Source organism: Streptomyces sp. NPDC042201 (genome assembly GCF_055582185.1).
The window spans coordinates 119,357-137,906 of the sequence record NZ_JBVJDS010000015.1 but is presented as its reverse complement, the minus strand read 5'-3'; the positions used below and the strand labels follow the sequence as shown (position 1 = coordinate 137,906).

Annotated in this window: 18 protein-coding genes; 15 read left to right on the top strand and 3 right to left on the bottom strand. The window is 70.3% G+C overall.

The window, feature by feature from the left end:
• Positions 1-4: 4 nt before the first annotated feature.
• Positions 5-1,234, bottom strand: coding sequence for a DUF349 domain-containing protein (locus ACZ6MZ_RS30170; RefSeq protein WP_384190035.1), 1,230 nt, complete (start codon positions 1,232-1,234; stop codon positions 5-7).
• Between the two features lie 150 nt (positions 1,235-1,384).
• Positions 1,385-2,182 carry a peptidylprolyl isomerase gene (locus ACZ6MZ_RS30165; RefSeq protein ID WP_389787341.1) on the bottom strand — a complete coding sequence of 266 codons (798 nt, stop codon included), beginning with the start codon at positions 2,180-2,182 and terminating at the stop codon, positions 1,385-1,387.
• 252 nt (positions 2,183-2,434) lie between these two features.
• Here ACZ6MZ_RS30165 and ACZ6MZ_RS30160 point away from each other — a divergent pair, with 252 nt between their 5' ends.
• The 4 genes from ACZ6MZ_RS30160 (at position 2,435) to ACZ6MZ_RS30145 (ending at position 6,614) form a co-directional block, all read left to right on the top strand.
• A complete protein-coding gene (locus tag ACZ6MZ_RS30160) occupies positions 2,435-3,157 on the top strand; it encodes an MBL fold metallo-hydrolase (RefSeq protein WP_384190029.1) in 723 nt (240 codons plus the stop codon).
• Between the two features lie 13 nt (positions 3,158-3,170).
• Positions 3,171-4,433: a histidine--tRNA ligase gene (hisS, locus tag ACZ6MZ_RS30155; RefSeq protein WP_469355521.1), complete on the top strand. Its 1,263-nt coding sequence runs from the start codon at positions 3,171-3,173 to the stop codon at positions 4,431-4,433.
• 136 nt (positions 4,434-4,569) lie between these two features.
• The gene (locus ACZ6MZ_RS30150; protein WP_384190023.1) at positions 4,570-5,205 is read left to right on the top strand and encodes a vitamin K epoxide reductase family protein; all 636 of its coding nucleotides are present in this window, start codon (positions 4,570-4,572) and stop codon (positions 5,203-5,205) included.
• A 53-nt stretch (positions 5,206-5,258) separates the two neighbouring features.
• Positions 5,259-6,614, top strand: coding sequence for a replication-associated recombination protein A (locus tag ACZ6MZ_RS30145; RefSeq protein ID WP_384190021.1), 1,356 nt, complete (start codon positions 5,259-5,261; stop codon positions 6,612-6,614).
• 4 nt (positions 6,615-6,618) lie between these two features.
• Here ACZ6MZ_RS30145 and ACZ6MZ_RS30140 read toward each other — a convergent pair whose 3' ends face one another.
• Positions 6,619-7,311: a DUF2470 domain-containing protein gene (locus ACZ6MZ_RS30140; protein WP_469355518.1), complete on the bottom strand. Its 693-nt coding sequence runs from the start codon at positions 7,309-7,311 to the stop codon at positions 6,619-6,621.
• Between the two features lie 177 nt (positions 7,312-7,488).
• Here ACZ6MZ_RS30140 and rpsD point away from each other — a divergent pair, with 177 nt between their 5' ends.
• The 11 genes from rpsD (at position 7,489) to ACZ6MZ_RS30085 (ending at position 18,454) form a co-directional block, all read left to right on the top strand.
• The gene (gene rpsD / locus ACZ6MZ_RS30135) at positions 7,489-8,103 is read left to right on the top strand and encodes a 30S ribosomal protein S4 (protein WP_030355486.1); all 615 of its coding nucleotides are present in this window, start codon (positions 7,489-7,491) and stop codon (positions 8,101-8,103) included.
• A 204-nt stretch (positions 8,104-8,307) separates the two neighbouring features.
• Positions 8,308-8,751 carry a DUF948 domain-containing protein gene (locus ACZ6MZ_RS30130; protein ID WP_384190015.1) on the top strand — a complete coding sequence of 148 codons (444 nt, stop codon included), beginning with the start codon at positions 8,308-8,310 and terminating at the stop codon, positions 8,749-8,751.
• 7 nt (positions 8,752-8,758) lie between these two features.
• Positions 8,759-9,094 carry a DUF6167 family protein gene (locus tag ACZ6MZ_RS30125; protein WP_384190012.1) on the top strand — a complete coding sequence of 112 codons (336 nt, stop codon included), beginning with the start codon at positions 8,759-8,761 and terminating at the stop codon, positions 9,092-9,094.
• On the top strand, positions 9,094-11,763 hold the full coding sequence (gene alaS, locus ACZ6MZ_RS30120) for an alanine--tRNA ligase (RefSeq protein WP_469355515.1): 2,670 nt from the start codon (positions 9,094-9,096) through the stop codon (positions 11,761-11,763). The genes ACZ6MZ_RS30125 and alaS overlap by 1 nt, the downstream gene beginning before the upstream one ends.
• A gap of 6 nt (positions 11,764-11,769) precedes the next feature.
• The gene (gene ruvX / locus ACZ6MZ_RS30115) at positions 11,770-12,234 is read left to right on the top strand and encodes a Holliday junction resolvase RuvX (protein ID WP_384190008.1); all 465 of its coding nucleotides are present in this window, start codon (positions 11,770-11,772) and stop codon (positions 12,232-12,234) included.
• A 121-nt stretch (positions 12,235-12,355) separates the two neighbouring features.
• On the top strand, positions 12,356-14,176 hold the full coding sequence (gene mltG / locus ACZ6MZ_RS30110) for an endolytic transglycosylase MltG (RefSeq protein WP_469355513.1): 1,821 nt from the start codon (positions 12,356-12,358) through the stop codon (positions 14,174-14,176).
• Positions 14,173-15,006, top strand: a complete 834-nt coding sequence (locus ACZ6MZ_RS30105; protein WP_469355512.1) for a shikimate dehydrogenase — start codon at positions 14,173-14,175, stop codon at positions 15,004-15,006. Before mltG ends, ACZ6MZ_RS30105 begins: the two co-directional genes overlap by 4 nt.
• Positions 15,007-15,133: 127 nt before the next feature.
• Complete coding sequence (gene aroC, locus ACZ6MZ_RS30100) at positions 15,134-16,318, top strand: chorismate synthase (protein ID WP_384190001.1); 1,185 nt, start codon at positions 15,134-15,136, stop codon at positions 16,316-16,318.
• Between the two features lie 14 nt (positions 16,319-16,332).
• Positions 16,333-16,926, top strand: coding sequence for a shikimate kinase (locus ACZ6MZ_RS30095; protein WP_389787360.1), 594 nt, complete (start codon positions 16,333-16,335; stop codon positions 16,924-16,926).
• Positions 16,923-18,017, top strand: coding sequence for a 3-dehydroquinate synthase (gene aroB / locus ACZ6MZ_RS30090; protein WP_469355509.1), 1,095 nt, complete (start codon positions 16,923-16,925; stop codon positions 18,015-18,017). Before ACZ6MZ_RS30095 ends, aroB begins: the two co-directional genes overlap by 4 nt.
• Positions 18,014-18,454: a type II 3-dehydroquinate dehydratase gene (locus ACZ6MZ_RS30085; RefSeq protein ID WP_384189994.1), complete on the top strand. Its 441-nt coding sequence runs from the start codon at positions 18,014-18,016 to the stop codon at positions 18,452-18,454. Before aroB ends, ACZ6MZ_RS30085 begins: the two co-directional genes overlap by 4 nt.
• The last annotated feature ends 96 nt before the right edge of the window (positions 18,455-18,550 follow it).

Below are 18,550 nucleotides of genomic sequence, written 5' to 3'. Positions count from 1 at the left end.
CGGTCTAGCCGCCGAACTCCTGGAGGCCCTTCAGCGCCTGGTCGAGCAGTGCCTGGCGGCCCTCCAGCTCCTTGGCGAGCTTGTCCGCCCTGGCGTTGTTGCCGCTCGCACGCGCCGCGTCGATCTGCGTGCGCAGCTTGTCGACGGCCGCCTGCAGCTGCCCCGTCAGACCCGCGGCACGCGCCCGCGCCTCCGGGTTCGTACGGCGCCACTCGTTCTCCTCGGACTCCTGCAGAGCCCGCTCCACCGCCTGCATCCGGCCCTCGACCTTCGGCCTGGCGTCGCGCGGCACATGGCCGACGGCCTCCCAGCGCTCGTTGAGGGACCGGAACGCCGCCCTGGCCGCCTTGAGATCCCTCACCGGCACCAGCCGCTCGGCCTCGACCGCCAGCTCTTCCTTGAGCTTCAGGTTCTCGGTCTGTTCGGCGTCACGCTCGGCGAAGACCTCACCGCGCGCGGCGAAGAAGACGTCCTGGGCGCCGCGGAAGCGGTTCCACAGATCGTCCTCGGCCTCGCGCTGCGCGCGGCCCGCCGCCTTCCAGTCCGTCATCAGCTCCCGGTAGCGGGCGGCCGTCGTCCCCCAGTCGGTGGAGCCGGAGAGCGCCTCGGCCTCCGCGACCAGCTTCTCCTTGGCCTTACGGGCGTCCTCGCGCTGCGCGTCGAGCGCGGCGAAGTGGGCCTTGCGGCGCTTGGAGAACGCCGAGCGGGCGTGCGAGAAGCGGTGCCACAGCTCGTCGTCGGACTTCCGGTCCAGCCTCGGCAGGCCCTTCCAGGTGTCCACCAGCGCCCGCAGCCGCTCGCCGGCCGACCGCCACTGGTCGCTCTGCGCCAGCTCCTCCGCCTCGACGACCAGCGCCTCCTTGGCGTGGCGCGCCTCGTCGGTCTGCTTCGCCCGCTGCGCCTTGCGCTCCTCACGGCGCGAGTCGACCGTCGCGACCAGCCCGTCGAGCCGCTTGCGCAGCGCGTCGAGATCACCCACGGCGTGGTGCTCGTCGACCTGACCGCGAAGATGCTCGATGGCCGTGGCCGCATCCTTCGAGGACAGATCGGTGGTCTTCACCCGCCGTTCGAGGAGGCCGATCTCGACGACCAAGCCCTCGTACTTGCGCTCGAAATAGGCCAGAGCCTCCTCCGGAGAGCCTGCCTGCCACGATCCGACGACCTGCTCGCCCTCGGCCGTCCGCACGTACACGGTGCCCGTCTCATCGACGCGGCCCCACGGGTCGCTGCTCACAGCGCCTCCTCCACCTGATGCCCGCGAGGGATGTGACCCCCCGGGCATCGTCCACAGTTTCCTGGGACGGGCTGCGCCCGCCCTGCACAACGCCAATCTAGGCGACCGGCCGCCCGGCTGTCCGCACTCAGCACGGCCGAATTCAGAGGGTCACGCCTTGTCGACCGTCCCCTTCTTCACGGTGACCGCCTTCTTGGGCGCACCGTCGCCCGCTCCGCCGTCCACCCCGGCCTTCGCCACCGCGTCCACGGCCTTCAGACCGTCGGCGTCCATCGTCCCGAAGGGGGTGTAGCTGGGCGGGAGCTTGGTGTCCTTGTAGACGAGGAAGAACTGGCTTCCCCCGGTGTGCGGCTGGCCGGTATTCGCCATCGCCACCGTCCCGGCCTTGTACGTGACGGAGCCGTCCGCGCCGGCCTTGCCGAGGGCGGTCAGATTCTCGTCCGGGATCGTGTAGCCGGGGCCGCCGGTCCCGTCCCCCTTGGGGTCGCCGCACTGCAGCACGAAGATCCCCTCGGTGGTCAGCCGGTGGCACTTCGTTTTGTCGAAGTAGCCCTTGTCCGCAAGGGACTTGAAGGAGTTCACGGTGTGCGGCGTCTTCTTGGCGTCCATCGTGATGGAGATGTCGCCCTGGCTCGTCGAGAGCGCCATCGTGTACTTCGCCGTCTTGTCGACCGTCATCTTCGGCTCGGGCGCGCTGCTCTCGGTCGGCGACGGCGACGCCGACGCCGAGGGGGTCGCCTCGGGCGAGGCGGCGTCGCTCTTGCTGTCACCGCCCGTCAGTCCTCCTGAGGCGTACGCCGCGGCGCCCGCGGCCACCACCACGGCCAGCGCGGAGGCGATGACGACGTTGCGGCGCTTCGCCTTCTGCCGGGCTGTGGCCCGGCGCTGCTGCTGCCGCTCGAACTTCTCCCGGGCGAGCTGGCGCCGACGCTGATCGCTGTTGACCACCGGGTCTTCTCCTCGACTTGTCGTGTGATCCTGTCCGGCCTGACCAGGTCCTGTCCGGTCGATCTTCGTGAGCCCGCGAAGATCCGCCCGACAGGACCCAGGCCCTGTCCGGCGGATCGTCGCGGGCTGATCCGCGAAGATCCGCCGCACAGGACCTAGCCCCGTACGGTATATGGGTTCGCTGTGTAATGAGCAGCGCCGGTAGGCTCTGATCTGCCGCATTCTCCCGACGGACGACATATAAGGACGATCGTGCTCATTGCCGGGTTCCCCGCCGGGGCCTGGGCGACCAACTGCTACCTGGTCGCCCCCGCCGCAGGCGAGGAGTGCGTGATCATCGACCCGGGCCATCAGGCCACGCGAGGAGTCGAGGACGCTCTCAGGAAGCATCGGCTCAAGCCCGTCGCCGTCATCCTCACCCATGGCCACATCGACCATGTCGCCTCGGTCGTCCCGGTGTGCGGAGCACATGACGTACCGGCGTGGATCCACCCCGCGGACCGGTACATGATGAGTGACCCGGAGAAGGCCCTCGGCCGCTCGATCGGGATGCCGCTGATGGGCGAGCTGACCGTGGGGGAGCCCGACGACGTCAAGGAGCTGACCGACGGCGCCGCGCTGACACTGGCGGGCCTGGAGTTCACCGTCGCGCACGCGCCCGGCCATACCAAGGGGTCGGTGACCTTCGGAATGCCCGAGGCGGTCGGCGGTGGGGATGTCCCGCCGGTCCTCTTCTCGGGCGATCTGCTGTTCGCCGGCTCCGTCGGACGCACCGACCTGCCGGGCGGCGACCACGCCGAGATGATCGAGTCGCTGGGCCGGGTGTGCCTGCCGCTCGACGACTCGACCGTGGTGCTGTCCGGCCACGGCCCCCAGACGACCATCGGCCGGGAGCGCGCCACCAACCCCTATCTGAGGGATGTGGCCGCCGGCTACGGAAGCGGCCCGAGCGCCGCTCCGCGACGAGGAATGTGACGCACCGATCTCCATGAACACCTTCCAGGCCCCCAAAGGCACCTACGACCTGCTTCCGCCCGACTCCGCGGTCTTTCTCGCGGTGCGCGAGGCGATCTCCACGCCGCTGAAGAACTCCGGCTACGGCTATGTCGAGACGCCCGGCTTCGAGAACGTCGAGCTGTTCGCCCGCGGCGTGGGCGAATCCACCGACATCGTCTCCAAGGAGATGTACGCCTTCGAGACCAAGGGCGGCGACAAGCTCGCTCTGCGCCCCGAAGGCACCGCCTCCGTCCTGCGCGCCGCGCTGGAAGCCAACCTGCACAAGGCGGGCAACCTGCCGGTCAAGCTCTGGTACTCCGGCTCGTACTACCGCTACGAGCGCCCGCAGAAGGGCAGGTACCGGCACTTCTCGCAGGTCGGCGCCGAGGCGATCGGCGCGGAGGACCCCGCGCTGGACGCCGAGCTGATCATCCTGGCCGACCAGGCGTACCGCTCGCTGGGCCTGCGGAACTTCCGCATCCTGCTCAACTCGCTGGGCGACCAGGAGTGCCGCCCCGTCTACCGCGAGGCGCTCCAGGGCTTTCTGCGCGGTCTCGACCTGGACGAGGAGACCCGCCGCCGTATCGAGATCAACCCGCTGCGGGTCCTCGACGACAAGCGCGCGGACGTGCAGCGGCAGCTGGCCGGGGCACCGATGCTGCGCGACTATCTGTGCGACGCGTGCAAGGCGTACCACGAAGAGGTCCGCGAGCTGCTGACCGCGGCGGGGGTGGTGTACGAGGACGACGAGAAACTCGTACGCGGCCTCGACTACTACACACGCACCACCTTCGAGTTCGTCCACGACGGTCTCGGTTCGCAGTCGGCGGTGGGCGGCGGCGGCCGCTACGACGGTCTCTCCGAGATGATCGGCGGCCCGGCGCTCCCGTCGGTCGGCTGGGCGCTCGGCGTCGACCGTACGGTGCTGGCGCTGGAGGCCGAGGGCATCACGCTCGACCTTCCCGGCGCCACCAGCGTCTTCGCGGTGCCGCTGGGCGAGGAGGCGCGGCGGGTCCTGTTCGGTGTCGTCACCGAACTGCGCAGGGCCGGGGTCGCCGCCGACTTCTCCTACGGCGGGAAGGGCCTCAAGGGCGCGATGAAGAACGCCAACAGGTCCGGCGCGCGGTACACGATCGTCGCCGGCGAGCGGGACCTCGCGGAGGGTCTGGCGCAGCTCAAGGACATGGAGACCGGCGAGCAGACCCCGGTCGCGCTCGACGCCCTCGTGTCGGAGCTCACACAGCGGCTCGGCTGAGCATTCCCCGGCGTGCGGGGCCCGGACGGTCACCGTCCGGGCCCCTCCGTCTTTATCTCCGGCGAACGGTGGGCCACGGGGAGCGTGCGGCACAATGAGGCTGCCCCCACAGGCCACTGAGTGATGGAACGGCGATATGACGAGTGCGGCACTGGACGACGTCTCCTCCAAGCGGGAGGAGGGGCGCGCCGCGCGCACGGTCGGCGGCGGCCGGGCGCTCGCGCTGCTGCTGGTGATCACGGGCGCGGCCGGGCTGCTGGCCGCCTGGGTCATCACCATCGACAAGTTCAAGCTGCTGGAGGACCCGAATTTCACCCCCGGCTGCAGCCTGAACCCGGTGGTCTCCTGCGGCAACATCATGAAGAGCGAGCAGGCCTCGGTCTTCGGGTTCCCCAACCCGATGCTCGGCCTCGTCACCTATGCCGTGGTGATCGGCGTCGGGATGGCCCTGCTCGCCGGGGCGCGCTACCGGCGCTGGTTCTGGCTCGGGCTCAACGCCGGCACGCTCTTCGGCGTCGGGTTCTGCACCTGGCTCCAGTACCAGTCGCTCTACAACATCAACTCGCTGTGCCTGTGGTGCTCCCTGGCCTGGGCCGCCACGATCATCATGTTCTGGTACGTGACGTCCCACAACATCCGCACCGGAGTGCTGCCCGCGCCCAGCTGGCTGCGCGGCTTCCTGAGCGAGTTCACCTGGGTGCTTCCCGCGCTGCACATCGGCGTCATCGGCATGCTCATCCTGACCCGCTGGTGGGACTTCTGGACCAGCTGAGCGGCCGGGTCCGCGCGGACGGTGTTGTCAGTGGCCTGGCATAGGCTTCACGCGTGGAGCCCGACCTCTTTACCGCCGCGGCGGAAGACCGCCAGGAGAAGGACCCGTCCAGCAGCCCCCTGGCCGTCCGGATGCGCCCCCGCGTCCTCGACGAAGTCGTCGGCCAGCAGCATCTGCTGAAGCCGGGATCTCCGTTGCGCCGGCTCGTCGGCGAAGGCAGCGGCGGCCCCGCGGGGCCCTCGTCCGTGATCCTCTGGGGCCCGCCGGGCACCGGCAAGACGACGCTCGCGTATGTCGTTTCCAAGGCGACCAACAAGCGCTTCGTGGAGCTGTCCGCCATCACCGCGGGCGTCAAGGAGGTGCGGGCCGTCATCGACGGAGCCCGCCGGGCCTCCGGCGGCTTCGGCAAGGACACCGTCCTCTTCCTCGACGAGATCCACCGCTTCAGCAAGGCCCAGCAGGATTCCCTGCTGCCCGCGGTGGAGAACCGCTGGGTCACCCTCATCGCCGCCACCACCGAGAATCCGTACTTCTCGGTGATCTCCCCGCTGCTCTCCCGCTCCCTGCTGCTCACGCTGGAGCCGCTCACCGACGAGGACCTGCGCAGTCTGCTGCGACGGGCGCTCACCGAGGAGCGCGGCCTCGGCGGCGCGGTCACCCTCCCCGAGGACGCCGAGGCGCATCTGCTGCGGATCGCGGGCGGTGACGCCCGGCGCGCGCTGACCGCGCTGGAGGCGGCGGCCGGCGCCGCGCTCGCCAAGAGCGAGAAGGAGATCACCCTCCAGACCGTGGAGGAGACCGTCGACCGCGCGGCGGTGATGTACGACCGCGACGGCGACCAGCACTATGACGTGGCGAGCGCGCTCATCAAGTCGATCCGCGGGTCCGACGTGGACGCGGCGCTGCACTACCTGGCCCGGATGATCGACGCGGGGGAGGACCCCCGGTTCATCGCCAGGCGGCTGATGATCTCCGCGAGCGAGGACATCGGTCTCGCCGATCCGACGGCCCTGCCGATCGCGGTCGCCGCCGCCCAGGCCGTCGCCATGATCGGCTTCCCCGAGGCCGCGCTCACCCTCAGCCACGCCACCATCGCGCTGGCGCTCGCCCCCAAGTCCAACGCGGCCACGACGGCGATCTCGGCCGCGCTGGAAGACGTGAAGAAGGGGCTGGCGGGATCGGTGCCGGCCCATCTGCGCGACGGGCACTACAAGGGCGCGGCCAAGCTGGGCCATGCCCAGGGCTATGTCTATCCGCACGACGTGCCGGGCGGGATCGCCGCCCAGCAGTACGCCCCCGACGCGGTGCGGGGCAAGCGCTACTACCAGCCCACGCGGTACGGAGCGGAAGCGCGCTACGCCGACGTCGTCGACAAGGTGCGCGAGCGGCTGCGCGGGGACGGCGCCTGAGCCGTTACGACGCGGTCGCGTCGAAGAGCGTGTGCATGGCCCGGCGCAGATCGTTCATGTCCCGCACCGGCTCCGGGAAGTCGAAGCGGGCGTCGAAGCACTGGACGCCGGTGAAGCGCACCCGCAGCCCGAAGCGGTCGAGGGCGACCGGCACGGCCGCGGTCCCGGCGCCCGGCGTCCCACCGGTCCGCTCGCCGAGCAGCCCGCGCAGCCGCTGGACCTCCGCGCTGTGCGCGGAGTGCAGATGCTGGAGCAGCTCCGCCTCGTGTTCCATCAGCGGGTCCGGCGCGGCCCTGGCGAAGTCCTCGGGCTCCACCGAGTCGGCGCCCCAGAGGTCGTCCACGCACGCTTCGCCGACCTCCAGGCGCAGCATCACGCGACCGGGTTCCGTGAGGTCGGGTTCGCGGGTGAGCCAGCCGGAGAGCCAGGCGCGGCCCCGGATCCGGTGGGGTACGGAGACAGGTGCGACGTCCGTGACCTCGAGCACCGCGGTCAGCTCGTCGTCCTGCGCGTGCGCCGCGGCGCGTACGGCGGGGGAGTCGGCCGGGAACACCAGGAACACCTCGCCGTCGGGCCCGACGGCGCGCGTATCCGGCATCAGCTGGTAGGGCCTGGCCCCGTCCAGACCCGGGATGAGCAGCACCGCCGAGCATGTACTCTGTACGAGAGTTCGTGTGCGTTCGGCTGCTGACGGCATCCGATCGATTTCAAGCCCGCTGGGACGCGGCTGACCATGAGCTGATCGGACCTCCGTCGATTCGGTGCCCTGTGCGTCGAGGCTGTCTGTGATGCGCGTGGTGTTCCCAGGGCGAGACATGCGATCTCCTTTGAGTAAGGTGAGCCTAACCTAACCTACAACGGAGGTCTGGAGAACGTGCCTAACCAGTCGCGTCCCAAGGTCAAGAAGTCGCGTGCGCTCGGTATCGCGCTGACGCCGAAGGCTGTCAAGTACTTCGAGGCCCGTCCCTACCCGCCGGGTGAGCACGGTCGTGGACGCAAGCAGAACAGTGACTACAAGGTCCGTCTGCTGGAGAAGCAGCGCCTGCGTGCCCAGTACGACATCAGCGAGCGCCAGATGGCCCGCGCCTACGACCGCGCCCGCAAGGCCGAGGGCAAGACGGGCGAGGCCCTGGTCGTCGAGCTCGAGCGCCGCCTCGACGCGCTGGTCCTGCGGTCGGGCATCGCCCGCACCATCTACCAGGCCCGTCAGATGGTCGTCCACGGCCACATCGAGGTCAACGGTGGCAAGGTCGACAAGCCGTCGTTCCGCGTCCGTCCCGACGATGTCGTGATGGTCCGCGAGCGCAGCCGCGAGAAGGTCCCCTTCCAGGTCGCGCGTGAGGGTGGCTACGACACCGACGGCGAGACCCCGCGCTACCTGCAGGTCAACCTGAAGGCCCTGGCGTTCCGCCTGGACCGTGACCCGCAGCGCAAGGAGATCCCGGTCATCTGCGACGAGCAGCTGGTCGTCGAGTACTACGCCCGCTGACCCGGACGTAGCTCACAGCGCTTCGGCCCGCCGCTTCCCCGCCCTTTCCGGCGGGGAGGCCGGCGGGCTTCCGCGTCTCCCCGGCAACTGCCGCTCCGCGCACCACTAATCCGGTACGGGGCGCGACCGTCGGCGCGATAAGGTCGGAGGACGACTTTCCAGTCGCTTTCCAGATGACCGTCAACGATCAGGGAGCGGTGCGGCGTGACCGGTGGAGAGGTTGCCGGGATCCTGGTGGCCGTGTTCTGGGCGATTCTGGTCTCGTTCCTGGCCGTGGTGCTGGTGAGGCTGGCCCAGACACTCAAGGCGACCACCAGACTCGTGGCGGACGTGACCGAACAGGCCGTACCCCTGCTCGCGGACGCCTCCGCGACCGTCCGCTCCGCGCAGACCCAGCTCGACCGGGTCGACGCCATCGCCACGGACGTCCAGGAAGTCACCTCCAACGCCTCGGCGCTCTCCACCACGGTCGCCTCGACCTTCGGCGGGCCCCTGGTCAAGGTCGCGGCGTTCGGCTACGGCGTACGGCAGGCCATCGGGCGCAAGGGAGCGCCGGCCGCCGGGAGCGGGACCACCGAGCCGGCCTCCCGCCGCACGGTCGTCGGCCGCACGGTGCCCACCGCCCGGCGCAGGAAGAAGAAGGGCTGACGCAGCGATGTTCCGCCGTACGTTCTGGTTCACCGCGGGCGCGGCCGCCGGCGTCTGGGCCACCACCAAGGTCACTCGCAAGCTCAAGCAGCTGACCCCGGAGAGCCTCGCCGCCCAGGCGGCGGACAAGGCGATCGACGCCGGGCACAAGCTCAGGGAATTCGCCGTTGACGTCAGGGCCGGCATGGTGCGACGCGAGGCCGAGCTGGGCGAGGCGCTGGGCCTGGAGGCACCGGCCGACCCCGCGCTTCCCGCGCCGCGGCGCATCGCCGCCATCGAGCACACCGAATACCCCCGAACCACGCACTCCTACAAACCGCACAACCGGAATGAGGACCACTGATGGAGTCGGCTGAAATCCGCCGCCGCTGGCTGAGCTTCTTCGAGGAGCGCGGGCACACCGTCGTGCCTTCGGCGTCGCTCATCGCGGACGACCCGACTCTGCTGCTGGTCCCGGCGGGCATGGTGCCCTTCAAGCCGTACTTCCTCGGCGAGGTCAAGCCGCCGTCCCCGCGCGCCACCAGCGTGCAGAAGTGCGTCCGTACGCCGGACATCGAAGAGGTCGGCAAGACCACCCGGCACGGCACCTTCTTCCAGATGTGCGGCAACTTCTCCTTCGGCGACTACTTCAAGGAAGGCGCCATCCAGTACGCCTGGGAGCTGCTCACCAGCTCCGTGGCGGACGGCGGCTACGGGCTCGACCCGGAGCGCCTGTGGATCACCGTCTATCTCGACGACGACGAGGCCGAGAAGATCTGGCGGGAGAAGGTCGGCGTACCGGCCGAGCGCATCCAGCGGCTGGGCAAGAAGGACAACTTCTGGTCCATGGGCGTGCCAGGCCCCTGCGGACCGTGCTCCGAGATCAACTACGACCGCGGCCCCGAGTTCGGCGTCGAGGGCGGCCCCGCCGTCAACGACGAGCGCTATGTGGAGATCTGGAACCTGGTCTTCATGCAGTACGAGCGCGGCGCCGGCGAGGGCAAGGACGACTTCCCGATCCTCGGTGACCTGCCGTCGAAGAACATCGACACGGGCCTCGGCCTGGAGCGCCTCGCCATGATTCTGCAGGACGTGCAGAACATGTACGAGATCGACACCTCCATGGCCGTCATCGAGAAGGCCACCGAGCTGACCGGCGTGCGCTACGGCGCCGATCACACCTCGGACGTCTCCCTGCGTGTCGTCACGGACCATATGCGGACGTCCGTGATGCTCATCGGCGACGGGGTCAGCCCCGGCAACGAGGGCCGTGGCTATGTGCTGCGCCGCATCATGCGCCGCGCCATCCGCAACATGCGTCTGCTCGGCGCCACCGGGCCGGTCGTCGCCGACCTGGTCGACGTGGTCATCGCGACCATGAGCGAGCAGTACCCGGAGCTGGAGAGCGACCGCAAGCGCATCGAGACCGTGGCCCTCGCCGAGGAGGCCGCCTTCCTCAAGGCCCTCAAGGGCGGCACGAACATCCTCGACACCGCCGTCACCGACACCAAGGCCGCCGGCGGACAGGTCCTCTCCGGCGACAAGGCGTTCCTGCTCCACGACACCTGGGGCTTCCCGATCGACCTCACCCTGGAGATGGCCGCGGAACAGGGCCTCTCCGTGGACGAGGACGGGTTCCGCCGTCTGATGAAGGAGCAGCGGGAGCGGGCCAAGGCCGACGCCAAGGCCAAGAAGTCCGGCCACGCCGACCTCTCCGCCTACCGCGCCGTCGCCGACGACAGCGGCTCCACCGAGTTCACCGGCTACACCTCCACCGAGGGCGAGTCGACCATCGTCGGCCTGCTCGTGGACGGGGTGCCGTCGCCCGCCGCCACCGAGGGCGACGAGGTCGAGGTCGTGCTCGACCGCACCCCCTTCTACGCCGAGGGCGGCGGCCAGCTCGCCGACCAGGGCCGGATCAAGCTCGACTCCGGGGCCGTCATCCAGGTCCGCGACGTCCAGCAGCCGGTCCCCGGTGTCTCCGTGCACAAGGGATCCGTACAGGTCGGCGAGGTGACGGTGGGCGCCTCCGCCTACGCCGCCATCGACCTCACGCGCCGCCGCGCCATCGCCCGCGCCCACAGCGCCACGCACCTCACGCACCAGGCGCTGCGCGACGCCCTCGGCCCGACGGCCGCCCAGGCCGGTTCCGAGAACTCGCCGGGGCGCTTCCGCTTCGACTTCGGCTCGCCCGCCGCCGTACCCGGCACGGTCCTCACCGACGTCGAGCAGAAGATCAACGAAGTGCTCACCCGTGAACTGGACGTCCAGGCCGAGGTCATGAGCATCGACGAGGCCAAGAAGCAGGGCGCCATCGCCGAGTTCGGCGAGAAGTACGGCGAGCGGGTCCGCGTCGTCACCATCGGCGACTTCTCCAAGGAGCTGTGCGGCGGTACGCATGTCCGCAACACCGCCCAGCTGGGCCTGGTGAAGCTGCTCGGCGAGTCGTCCATCGGCTCCGGCGTGCGGCGTATCGAGGCCCTGGTCGGCGTGGACGCGTACAACTTCCTCGCCAAGGAGCACACCGTCGTCGCCCAGCTCCAGGAGCTGGTCAAGGGCCGCTCCGAGGAGCTGCCCGAGAAGATCTCCGGCATGCTCGCCAAGCTGAAGGACGCCGAGAAGGAGATCGAGAAGTTCCGCGCCGAGAAGGTCCTTGCGGCCGCCGCCGGTCTCGCCGACAGCGCCAAGGACGTGCGCGGCACCGCTCTGGTCACCGGACAGGTCCCGGACGGCACCTCGGCCGACGATCTGCGCAAGCTGGTCCTCGATGTGCGCGGGCGCATCCAGGGCGGCCGCCCGGCCGTCGTCGCGCTGTTCACCACGGCCAACGGGCGTCCGCTGACGGTCATCGCCACCAACGAGGCCGCCCGTGAGCGCGGGCTCAAGGCCGGTGACCTGGTCCGTACCGCCGCCAAGACCCTCGGCGGCGGCGGGGGCGGCAAGCCGGACGTCGCCCAGGGCGGCGGCCAGAACCCGGACGCCATCGGGGACGCCGTGGCCGCCGTCGAACGCCTTGTCGCCGAGACGGCCTGATCCCGGATGAGACGCGGACGCCGTCTCGCGATCGATGTCGGGGACGCCCGGATCGGGGTCGCCTCGTGCGACCCCGACGGGATCCTCGCCACACCGGTGGAGACCGTGCCGGGACGTGATGTCCCGGCCGCCCACCGGCGGCTGCGGCAGATCGTCGAGGAGTACGAGCCGATCGAGGTGCTGGTCGGCCTTCCCCGCTCCCTCAACGGGGGCGAGGGGCCGGCCGCGGCAAAGGTACGTGTGTTCGCACAGGAGGTGGCGCGAGGCATCGCGCCCCTGCCGGTACGACTGGTCGACGAGCGGATGAGCACGGTGACCGCCAGTCAGGGACTGCGCGCTTCGGGCGTCAAGGCCAAGAAAGGCCGGTCCGTTATCGACCAAGTGGCGGCAGTTATCATCCTCCAGAGCGCGCTTGAGGCCGAACGGGGCTCCGGTACTGCTCCAGGCGAGGGCGTCGAAGTGGTCATCTGATCGCGATACGGTAACGTTCCGCGCGATGCGGTGGTGTTCGAACAGCCACCGCACAAGAAGAGACGAAACGGACGCCGGGCGCACTCGCCGGCGGACACCGCCTCGCGGCTCTAGGGGATCGATGACTGACTATGGCCGGGGCCCCGGCTCCGAACCGTGGCACCCAGAGGACCCTCTGTACGGGGACCAAGGGTGGGGAGCACAGCAGGCCGACGACGGCCGCGCTCCCTACGGCGGGCAGCCGCAGCAGCAGTATCCGCAGCAGGCCCAGCCCCAGACCCAGGCGCCGTACGGGGGCGGCCAGGACCCGTACCAGCAGCAGTACCACCCGCAGCAGTACGACGGGCACCAGCACGCCGGACCGCAGCACGCCGGACCGCAGCACGCCGGACCGCAGCACGGTGGGCAGCAGCCGTACGACCCGCAGCAGTACGGCGGCCACCCCCAGTACGGCGGGCAGCAGCACGCGCAGCAGCCGCAGCACCCGCAGCAGTCTCACCCCCAGCAGCCGCAGCAGCCGCAGTACAACGATCCGCAGTACAACGGCGGCTGGGACACCGGCCAGCAGGCCACGATGCCGTACGCCGCGAACCCCGCGACCCCGTATGAGGGCCAGCAGGGCGGCGGCTACGGCGGCAACCAGGACTACTACGGCACCCCCGAGGCGTACCCGCCGCCGCAGCCGCCGGCCCAGCGGCAGGCCGAGCCCGAGCCGGAGAACAACTGGGACGCCGAGCCGCAGAAGGAGACGCATCCCTTCTTCACGGGTGACGAGGACCGCGACGACGACGCCGAGTCCGACGACGACCCGGGTGAGAAGCGCCGGGGCAACGGCCGGGAACGCCGCGGCAAGACGAAGAAGAAGAGCCGCAACGGCTGTGCCTGTCTGTTCCTGACCGTGGTACTCGCGGGCGGGGTCGGTGGCGTCGGCTATGTCGGCTACAACTTCCTTCAGGACAAGTTCGGTCCCGCGCCGGACTACGCGGGCACGGGCTCCGGCTCCGTCCAGGTCGAGATCCCGCCGGGCTCGGGCGGTTACGCGATTGCCGCGATCCTGGTGAAGAGCGGGGTGGTGAAGAGCCAGGACGCCTTCGTCGCCGCCCAGAAGGGCAACCCCAAGGGCATGACGATCCAGGCGGGCGCCTACACGCTCAACAAGGGCATGTCCGCGGCGAACGCCGTCAAGATGCTGCTCCTGCCGAGCAGCCGCAACGCGCTGACCATTCCCGAGGGCAAGCGCAACGCCTGGGTCTACGAGCAGATCGACAACCGGCTCAAGATCAAGCGTGGCGACACCGCCGCCGCGGCGAAGGCGGAGGCGAAGAACCTGGGTCTGCCGGAGTGGGCCAACGACGCCAAGGGCATCAAGGACCCGCTGGAAGGCTTCCTCTATCCCGCGACCTATCCGGTCGCGAAGGGAATGAAGCCGGAGGACGTCCTCAAGAAGATGGTCGCCCGCGCCAACGCCGAGTACAGCAAGGAAGACCTCAAGGGCGAGGCCGAAAGGCTCGGGCTCGATTCACCGCTCCAGCTGATCACTGTCGCGAGCCTCATCCAGGCCGAAGGCAAGTACAAGCACGACTTCGACAAGGTCTCCCGTGTCGTCTACAACCGTCTGAAGCCGGACAACACGGAGACCGTCGGACGTCTGGAGTTCGACTCCACGGTCAACTACATCAAGACACAGAGCAGGCTGGATCTCGGCGCGGTCGACAACCTGCGCAAGATCAAGGATCCGTACAACACGTACGACATCAAGGGTCTTCCTCCCGGTCCCATCGGAAACCCGGGCGCTGATGCCCTGGCCTCGGCGCTCGAGCCGGAGGACGGTCCCTGGTACTACTTCGTCTCGGTGACCGCGGACCGGACACTCTTCGCCGTCACCAACGAGGAGCACGAGAAGAACCGCCAGGAGTACGAGAAGGAAAACAGCAAACCGTGAGTTCACGTCGGCGAGCGGCGGTCCTCGGATCGCCGATCGCTCATTCCCTCTCCCCGGTGCTGCACCGCGCCGCCTACGGGGAACTCGGCCTCGGGCACTGGTCGTACGACCGCTTCGAACTGGTGGAGGCCGGGCTCCCCGGCTTCTTCGAGGGTCTGCGCGGCGACGAGTCGTGGGCCGGGCTGTCGCTGACCATGCCGCTCAAGCGGGCCGTCATTCCGCTGCTGGACGAGATCACCGACACCGCGGCCTCCGTGGAGGCGGTCAACACGGTCGTCTTCGGCGACGACGGCCGGCGCACCGGCGACAACACCGACATCCCCGGCATGATCGCCGCGCTGCGGGAGCGCGGGGTCGAGAAGGTGGAGTCGGCGGCGATCCTCGGCGCGGGCGCGACCGCGTCGTCCGCCGTCGCCGCGCTCTCCCGTATCTGTACGGGCCCGGTCACCGCGTACGTACGCAGCCAGGCCCGCGCGGCCGAGATGCGCGGCTGGGGCGACCGGCTCGGCGTCGACGTCCGGACCGCCGACTGGGCCGAGGCGGAGCAGGCGCTGCACGCGCCTCTCGTGATCGCCACCACCCCCGCCGGCACCACCGACCCTCTCGCCACCGCCGTCCCGAACGCGGCCGGAACACTGTTCGACGTGCTGTACGACCCCTGGCCGACGCCGCTCGCGGCGGCCTGGGCCGGGCGGAGCGGCGCGGTGATCGGCGGGCTCGACCTGCTGGTGCACCAAGCGGTGCTCCAGGTGGAACGGATGACGGGCCACTCACCCGCACCTCTCGCGGTGATGCGGAATGCCGGGGAACAGGCGCTCGGCGGACGCTGAGGGCTGTCCGGTTCCTGGACCGGCGGCCGGGTCGGGGCGCCGGTCGTGGGAGGATCGGACATGGCGGGCCAGGGCCGCGCACCCGGTCGCGCCGCTGCAGTTCCAGGCGCGAGTATGAGGAGCACCGTTGAGCAGGTTGCGCTGGCTGACCGCGGGGGAGTCCCACGGACCCGCACTCGTGGCGACGCTGGAGGGTCTACCCGCCGGTGTGCCCATCACCACGGAGATCGTGGCGGACCACCTGGCCCGGCGGCGTCTCGGCTACGGGCGCGGCGCGCGGATGAAGTTCGAGCGTGACGAGGTCACCTTCCTCGGCGGTGTACGGCACGGGCTGACCATGGGATCGCCCGTCGCGATCATGGTGGGGAACACCGAGTGGCCCAAGTGGGAGCAGGTCATGGCGGCCGACCCGGTCGATCCCGCCGTGCTGGCCGAGCTGGCCCGTAACGCCCCGCTGACCCGGCCGAGGCCCGGCCACGCGGACCTCGCGGGGATGCAGAAGTACGGCTTCGACGAGGCCCGGCCGATCCTGGAGCGCGCCAGCGCCCGGGAGACCGCGGCGCGGGTCGCGCTCGGCGCCGTGGCCCGTTCGTACCTGAAGGAGACGGCGGGGATCGAGATCGTCTCCCATGTCGTCGAGCTGGCTGCGGCCAAGGCTCCGTACGGCGTCTACCCCACCCCCTCCGATGTGGCGAAGCTGGACGCGGACCCGGTGCGCTGCCTGGACGCGGACGCGAGCAAGGCGATGGTCGCGGAGATCGACCAGGCCCACAAGGACGGCGACACGCTCGGCGGAGTCGTCGAGGTGCTGGCGTACGGCGTGCCGGTCGGACTCGGCTCGCACGTCCACTGGGACCGCCGGCTCGACGCCCGGCTCGCCGCCGCCCTGATGGGCATTCAGGCCATCAAGGGCGTCGAGGTCGGTGACGGCTTCGGACTGGCGCGGGTGCCCGGTTCGCAGGCGCACGACGAGATCCTGGCGACCGACGAGGGCATCAGGCGCGCGTCCGGCCGCTCCGGCGGCACCGAGGGCGGGCTGACGACCGGTGAGCTGCTGCGCGTACGGGCCGCGATGAAGCCCATCGCGACCGTGCCCCGCGCGCTGGCCACCATCGATGTGGCCACCGGCGAGGCCGCGAAGGCACATCACCAGCGCTCCGACGTGTGCGCCGTGCCGGCCGCCGGCATCGTCGCCGAGGCCATGGTCGCGCTGACCCTCGCGGACGCGGTCGCCGAGAAGTTCGGCGGCGACAGCGTCCCGGAGACGCGCCGCAATGTCCGCTCGTTCCTCGACCACCTGCAGATCCGATGAACGGGGCGGACGCGATGAGCGGGCCGGATGCCATGAGCGGGCCGGACGCGACGCGCGCACCACTGATCGTGCTGATCGGTCCGATGGGGGTCGGCAAGTCCACCGTCGGCGAGCTCCTCGCCGAGCGTCTCGGTACGGGGTTCCGCGACAGCGACGCCGATATCGTCACCGCCCAGGCCATGTCGGTCTCGGACATCTTCGTCAACGAGGGCGAGCCGCGCTTCCGCGAGCTGGAGCGGGAAGCGGTCCGGCTGGCGGTCGCCGAGCACCCGGGCGTGCTGGCGCTCGGCGGCGGCGCGATCCTCGACGCGGACACCCGCGAACTGCTCACCGGGCTGCCCGTCGTCTATCTCTCGATGGAGGTCGGCGAGGCGATCAAGCGCGTGGGGCTGAACACCGCCCGCCCGCTGCTGGCCGTCAACCCCCGTCAGCAGTGGAAGCTGCTGATGGAGGACCGCCGCCATCACTACACCGATGTGGCCCGGGTGGTGGTCGCGACCGACGACCGCACCCCCGAAGAGGTCGCCGAAGCCGTGCTCGACGCACTGGAGCTGAAGCACCTCCCTGACGAAGATCCCGGGAATCCGGGCAAGGAGAACCTCGTATGACGGACCAGGCAGTCACCCGTATCCAGGTCGGCGGCACAGCCGGGCACGACCCGTACGAGGTGCTGGTCGGCCGGCAGCTGCTGGGGGAGCTGCCCACGCTCATCGGTCCGAAGGCCAAGCGGGTCGCGGTCCTGCACCCGGAGGCGCTCGAAGGGACCGGCGAGGCGCTGCGCCAGGACCTCGCCGACCAGGGGTACGAGGCCGTCGCGATCCAGGTGCCCAACGCCGAGGAGGCCAAGACCGCCGAGGTCGCGGCGTACTGCTGGAAGGCGCTCGGCCAGACCGGCTTCACCCGTACCGATGTGATCATCGGCGTCGGCGGCGGCGCCACCACCGACCTGGCCGGATTCGTCGCGGCGACCTGGCTGCGCGGAGTGCGCTGGATCGCCGTACCGACGACCGTGCTCGGCATGGTCGACGCGGCGGTGGGCGGCAAGACCGGCATCAACACCGCCGAGGGCAAGAACCTCGTCGGCGCCTTCCACCCGCCGGCCGGGGTCCTCTGCGACCTCGCCGCGCTGGACTCGCTGGGCGTCCACGACTACGTCAGCGGCATGGCCGAGATCATCAAGGCGGGGTTCATCGCGGACCCGGCCATCCTCGATCTGGTCGAGGCCGACCCCCAGGGTGCCCGTACGCCCTCGGGTCCGCACACCGCCGAGCTGATCGAGCGCTCCATCCGGGTCAAGGCGGAGGTCGTCTCCAACGACCTCAAGGAGTCCGGTCTGCGCGAGATCCTCAACTACGGCCACACCCTCGCGCACGCCATCGAGAAGAACGAGCGGTACAAGTGGCGGCACGGCGCCGCCGTCTCCGTCGGCATGGTCTTCGCCGCCGAACTGGGCCGTCTCGCCGGGCGTCTCGACGACGCGACCGCCGACCGGCACCGCTCCGTGCTGGAGTCCGTCGGGCTGCCGCTGACCTACCGCGGCGACCAGTGGGCCAAGCTGCTGGAGACCATGAAGGTCGACAAGAAGTCCCGCGGTGACCTGCTGCGCTTCATCGTGCTGGACGGTCTGGCCAAGCCGACCGTGCTGGAGGGCCCGGACCCGGCCGTGCTGCTCGCGGCGTACGGGGAGGTGTCGGCGTGACCCGGCGGGTCTTCGTCCTCAACGGACCCAACCTCGGCAGGCTGGGCTCGCGCGAGCCCGACGTCTACGGCGCGACGTCGTACGCGGGTCTGGTGGACGCCTGCCGGGTGCTCGGCAAGGAGCTCGGCTTCGATGTCGACGTACGGGAGACGAACGACGAGGGCGAGCTGATCCGCTGGCTCCACGAGGCCGCGGACGGTTCGATTCCGGTCGTTCTCAACCCGGGCGCGTTCACCCACTACTCGTACGGAATGCGTGACGCGGCCGCTCAGCGCACCGCGCCGCTCATCGAGGTGCACATCTCCAATCCGTACGCGCGCGAGGAGTTCCGGCACACCTCGGTGGTCGCGGCGGTCGCCAGCGGTACGGTCGCGGGCTTCGGAATCGGCTCGTACCGGCTCGCGCTGCGCGCCCTCGCCGAGGAACTGACCGGCTGACCGCCGGGGGCCCTGTCCGGTCGTGAACCCCGGCCGTTGCCACGGCGGCGGCCGGGGGCGGTACCGTTCGGTAGCGCGCGGCCCGCGGGGCCGCCG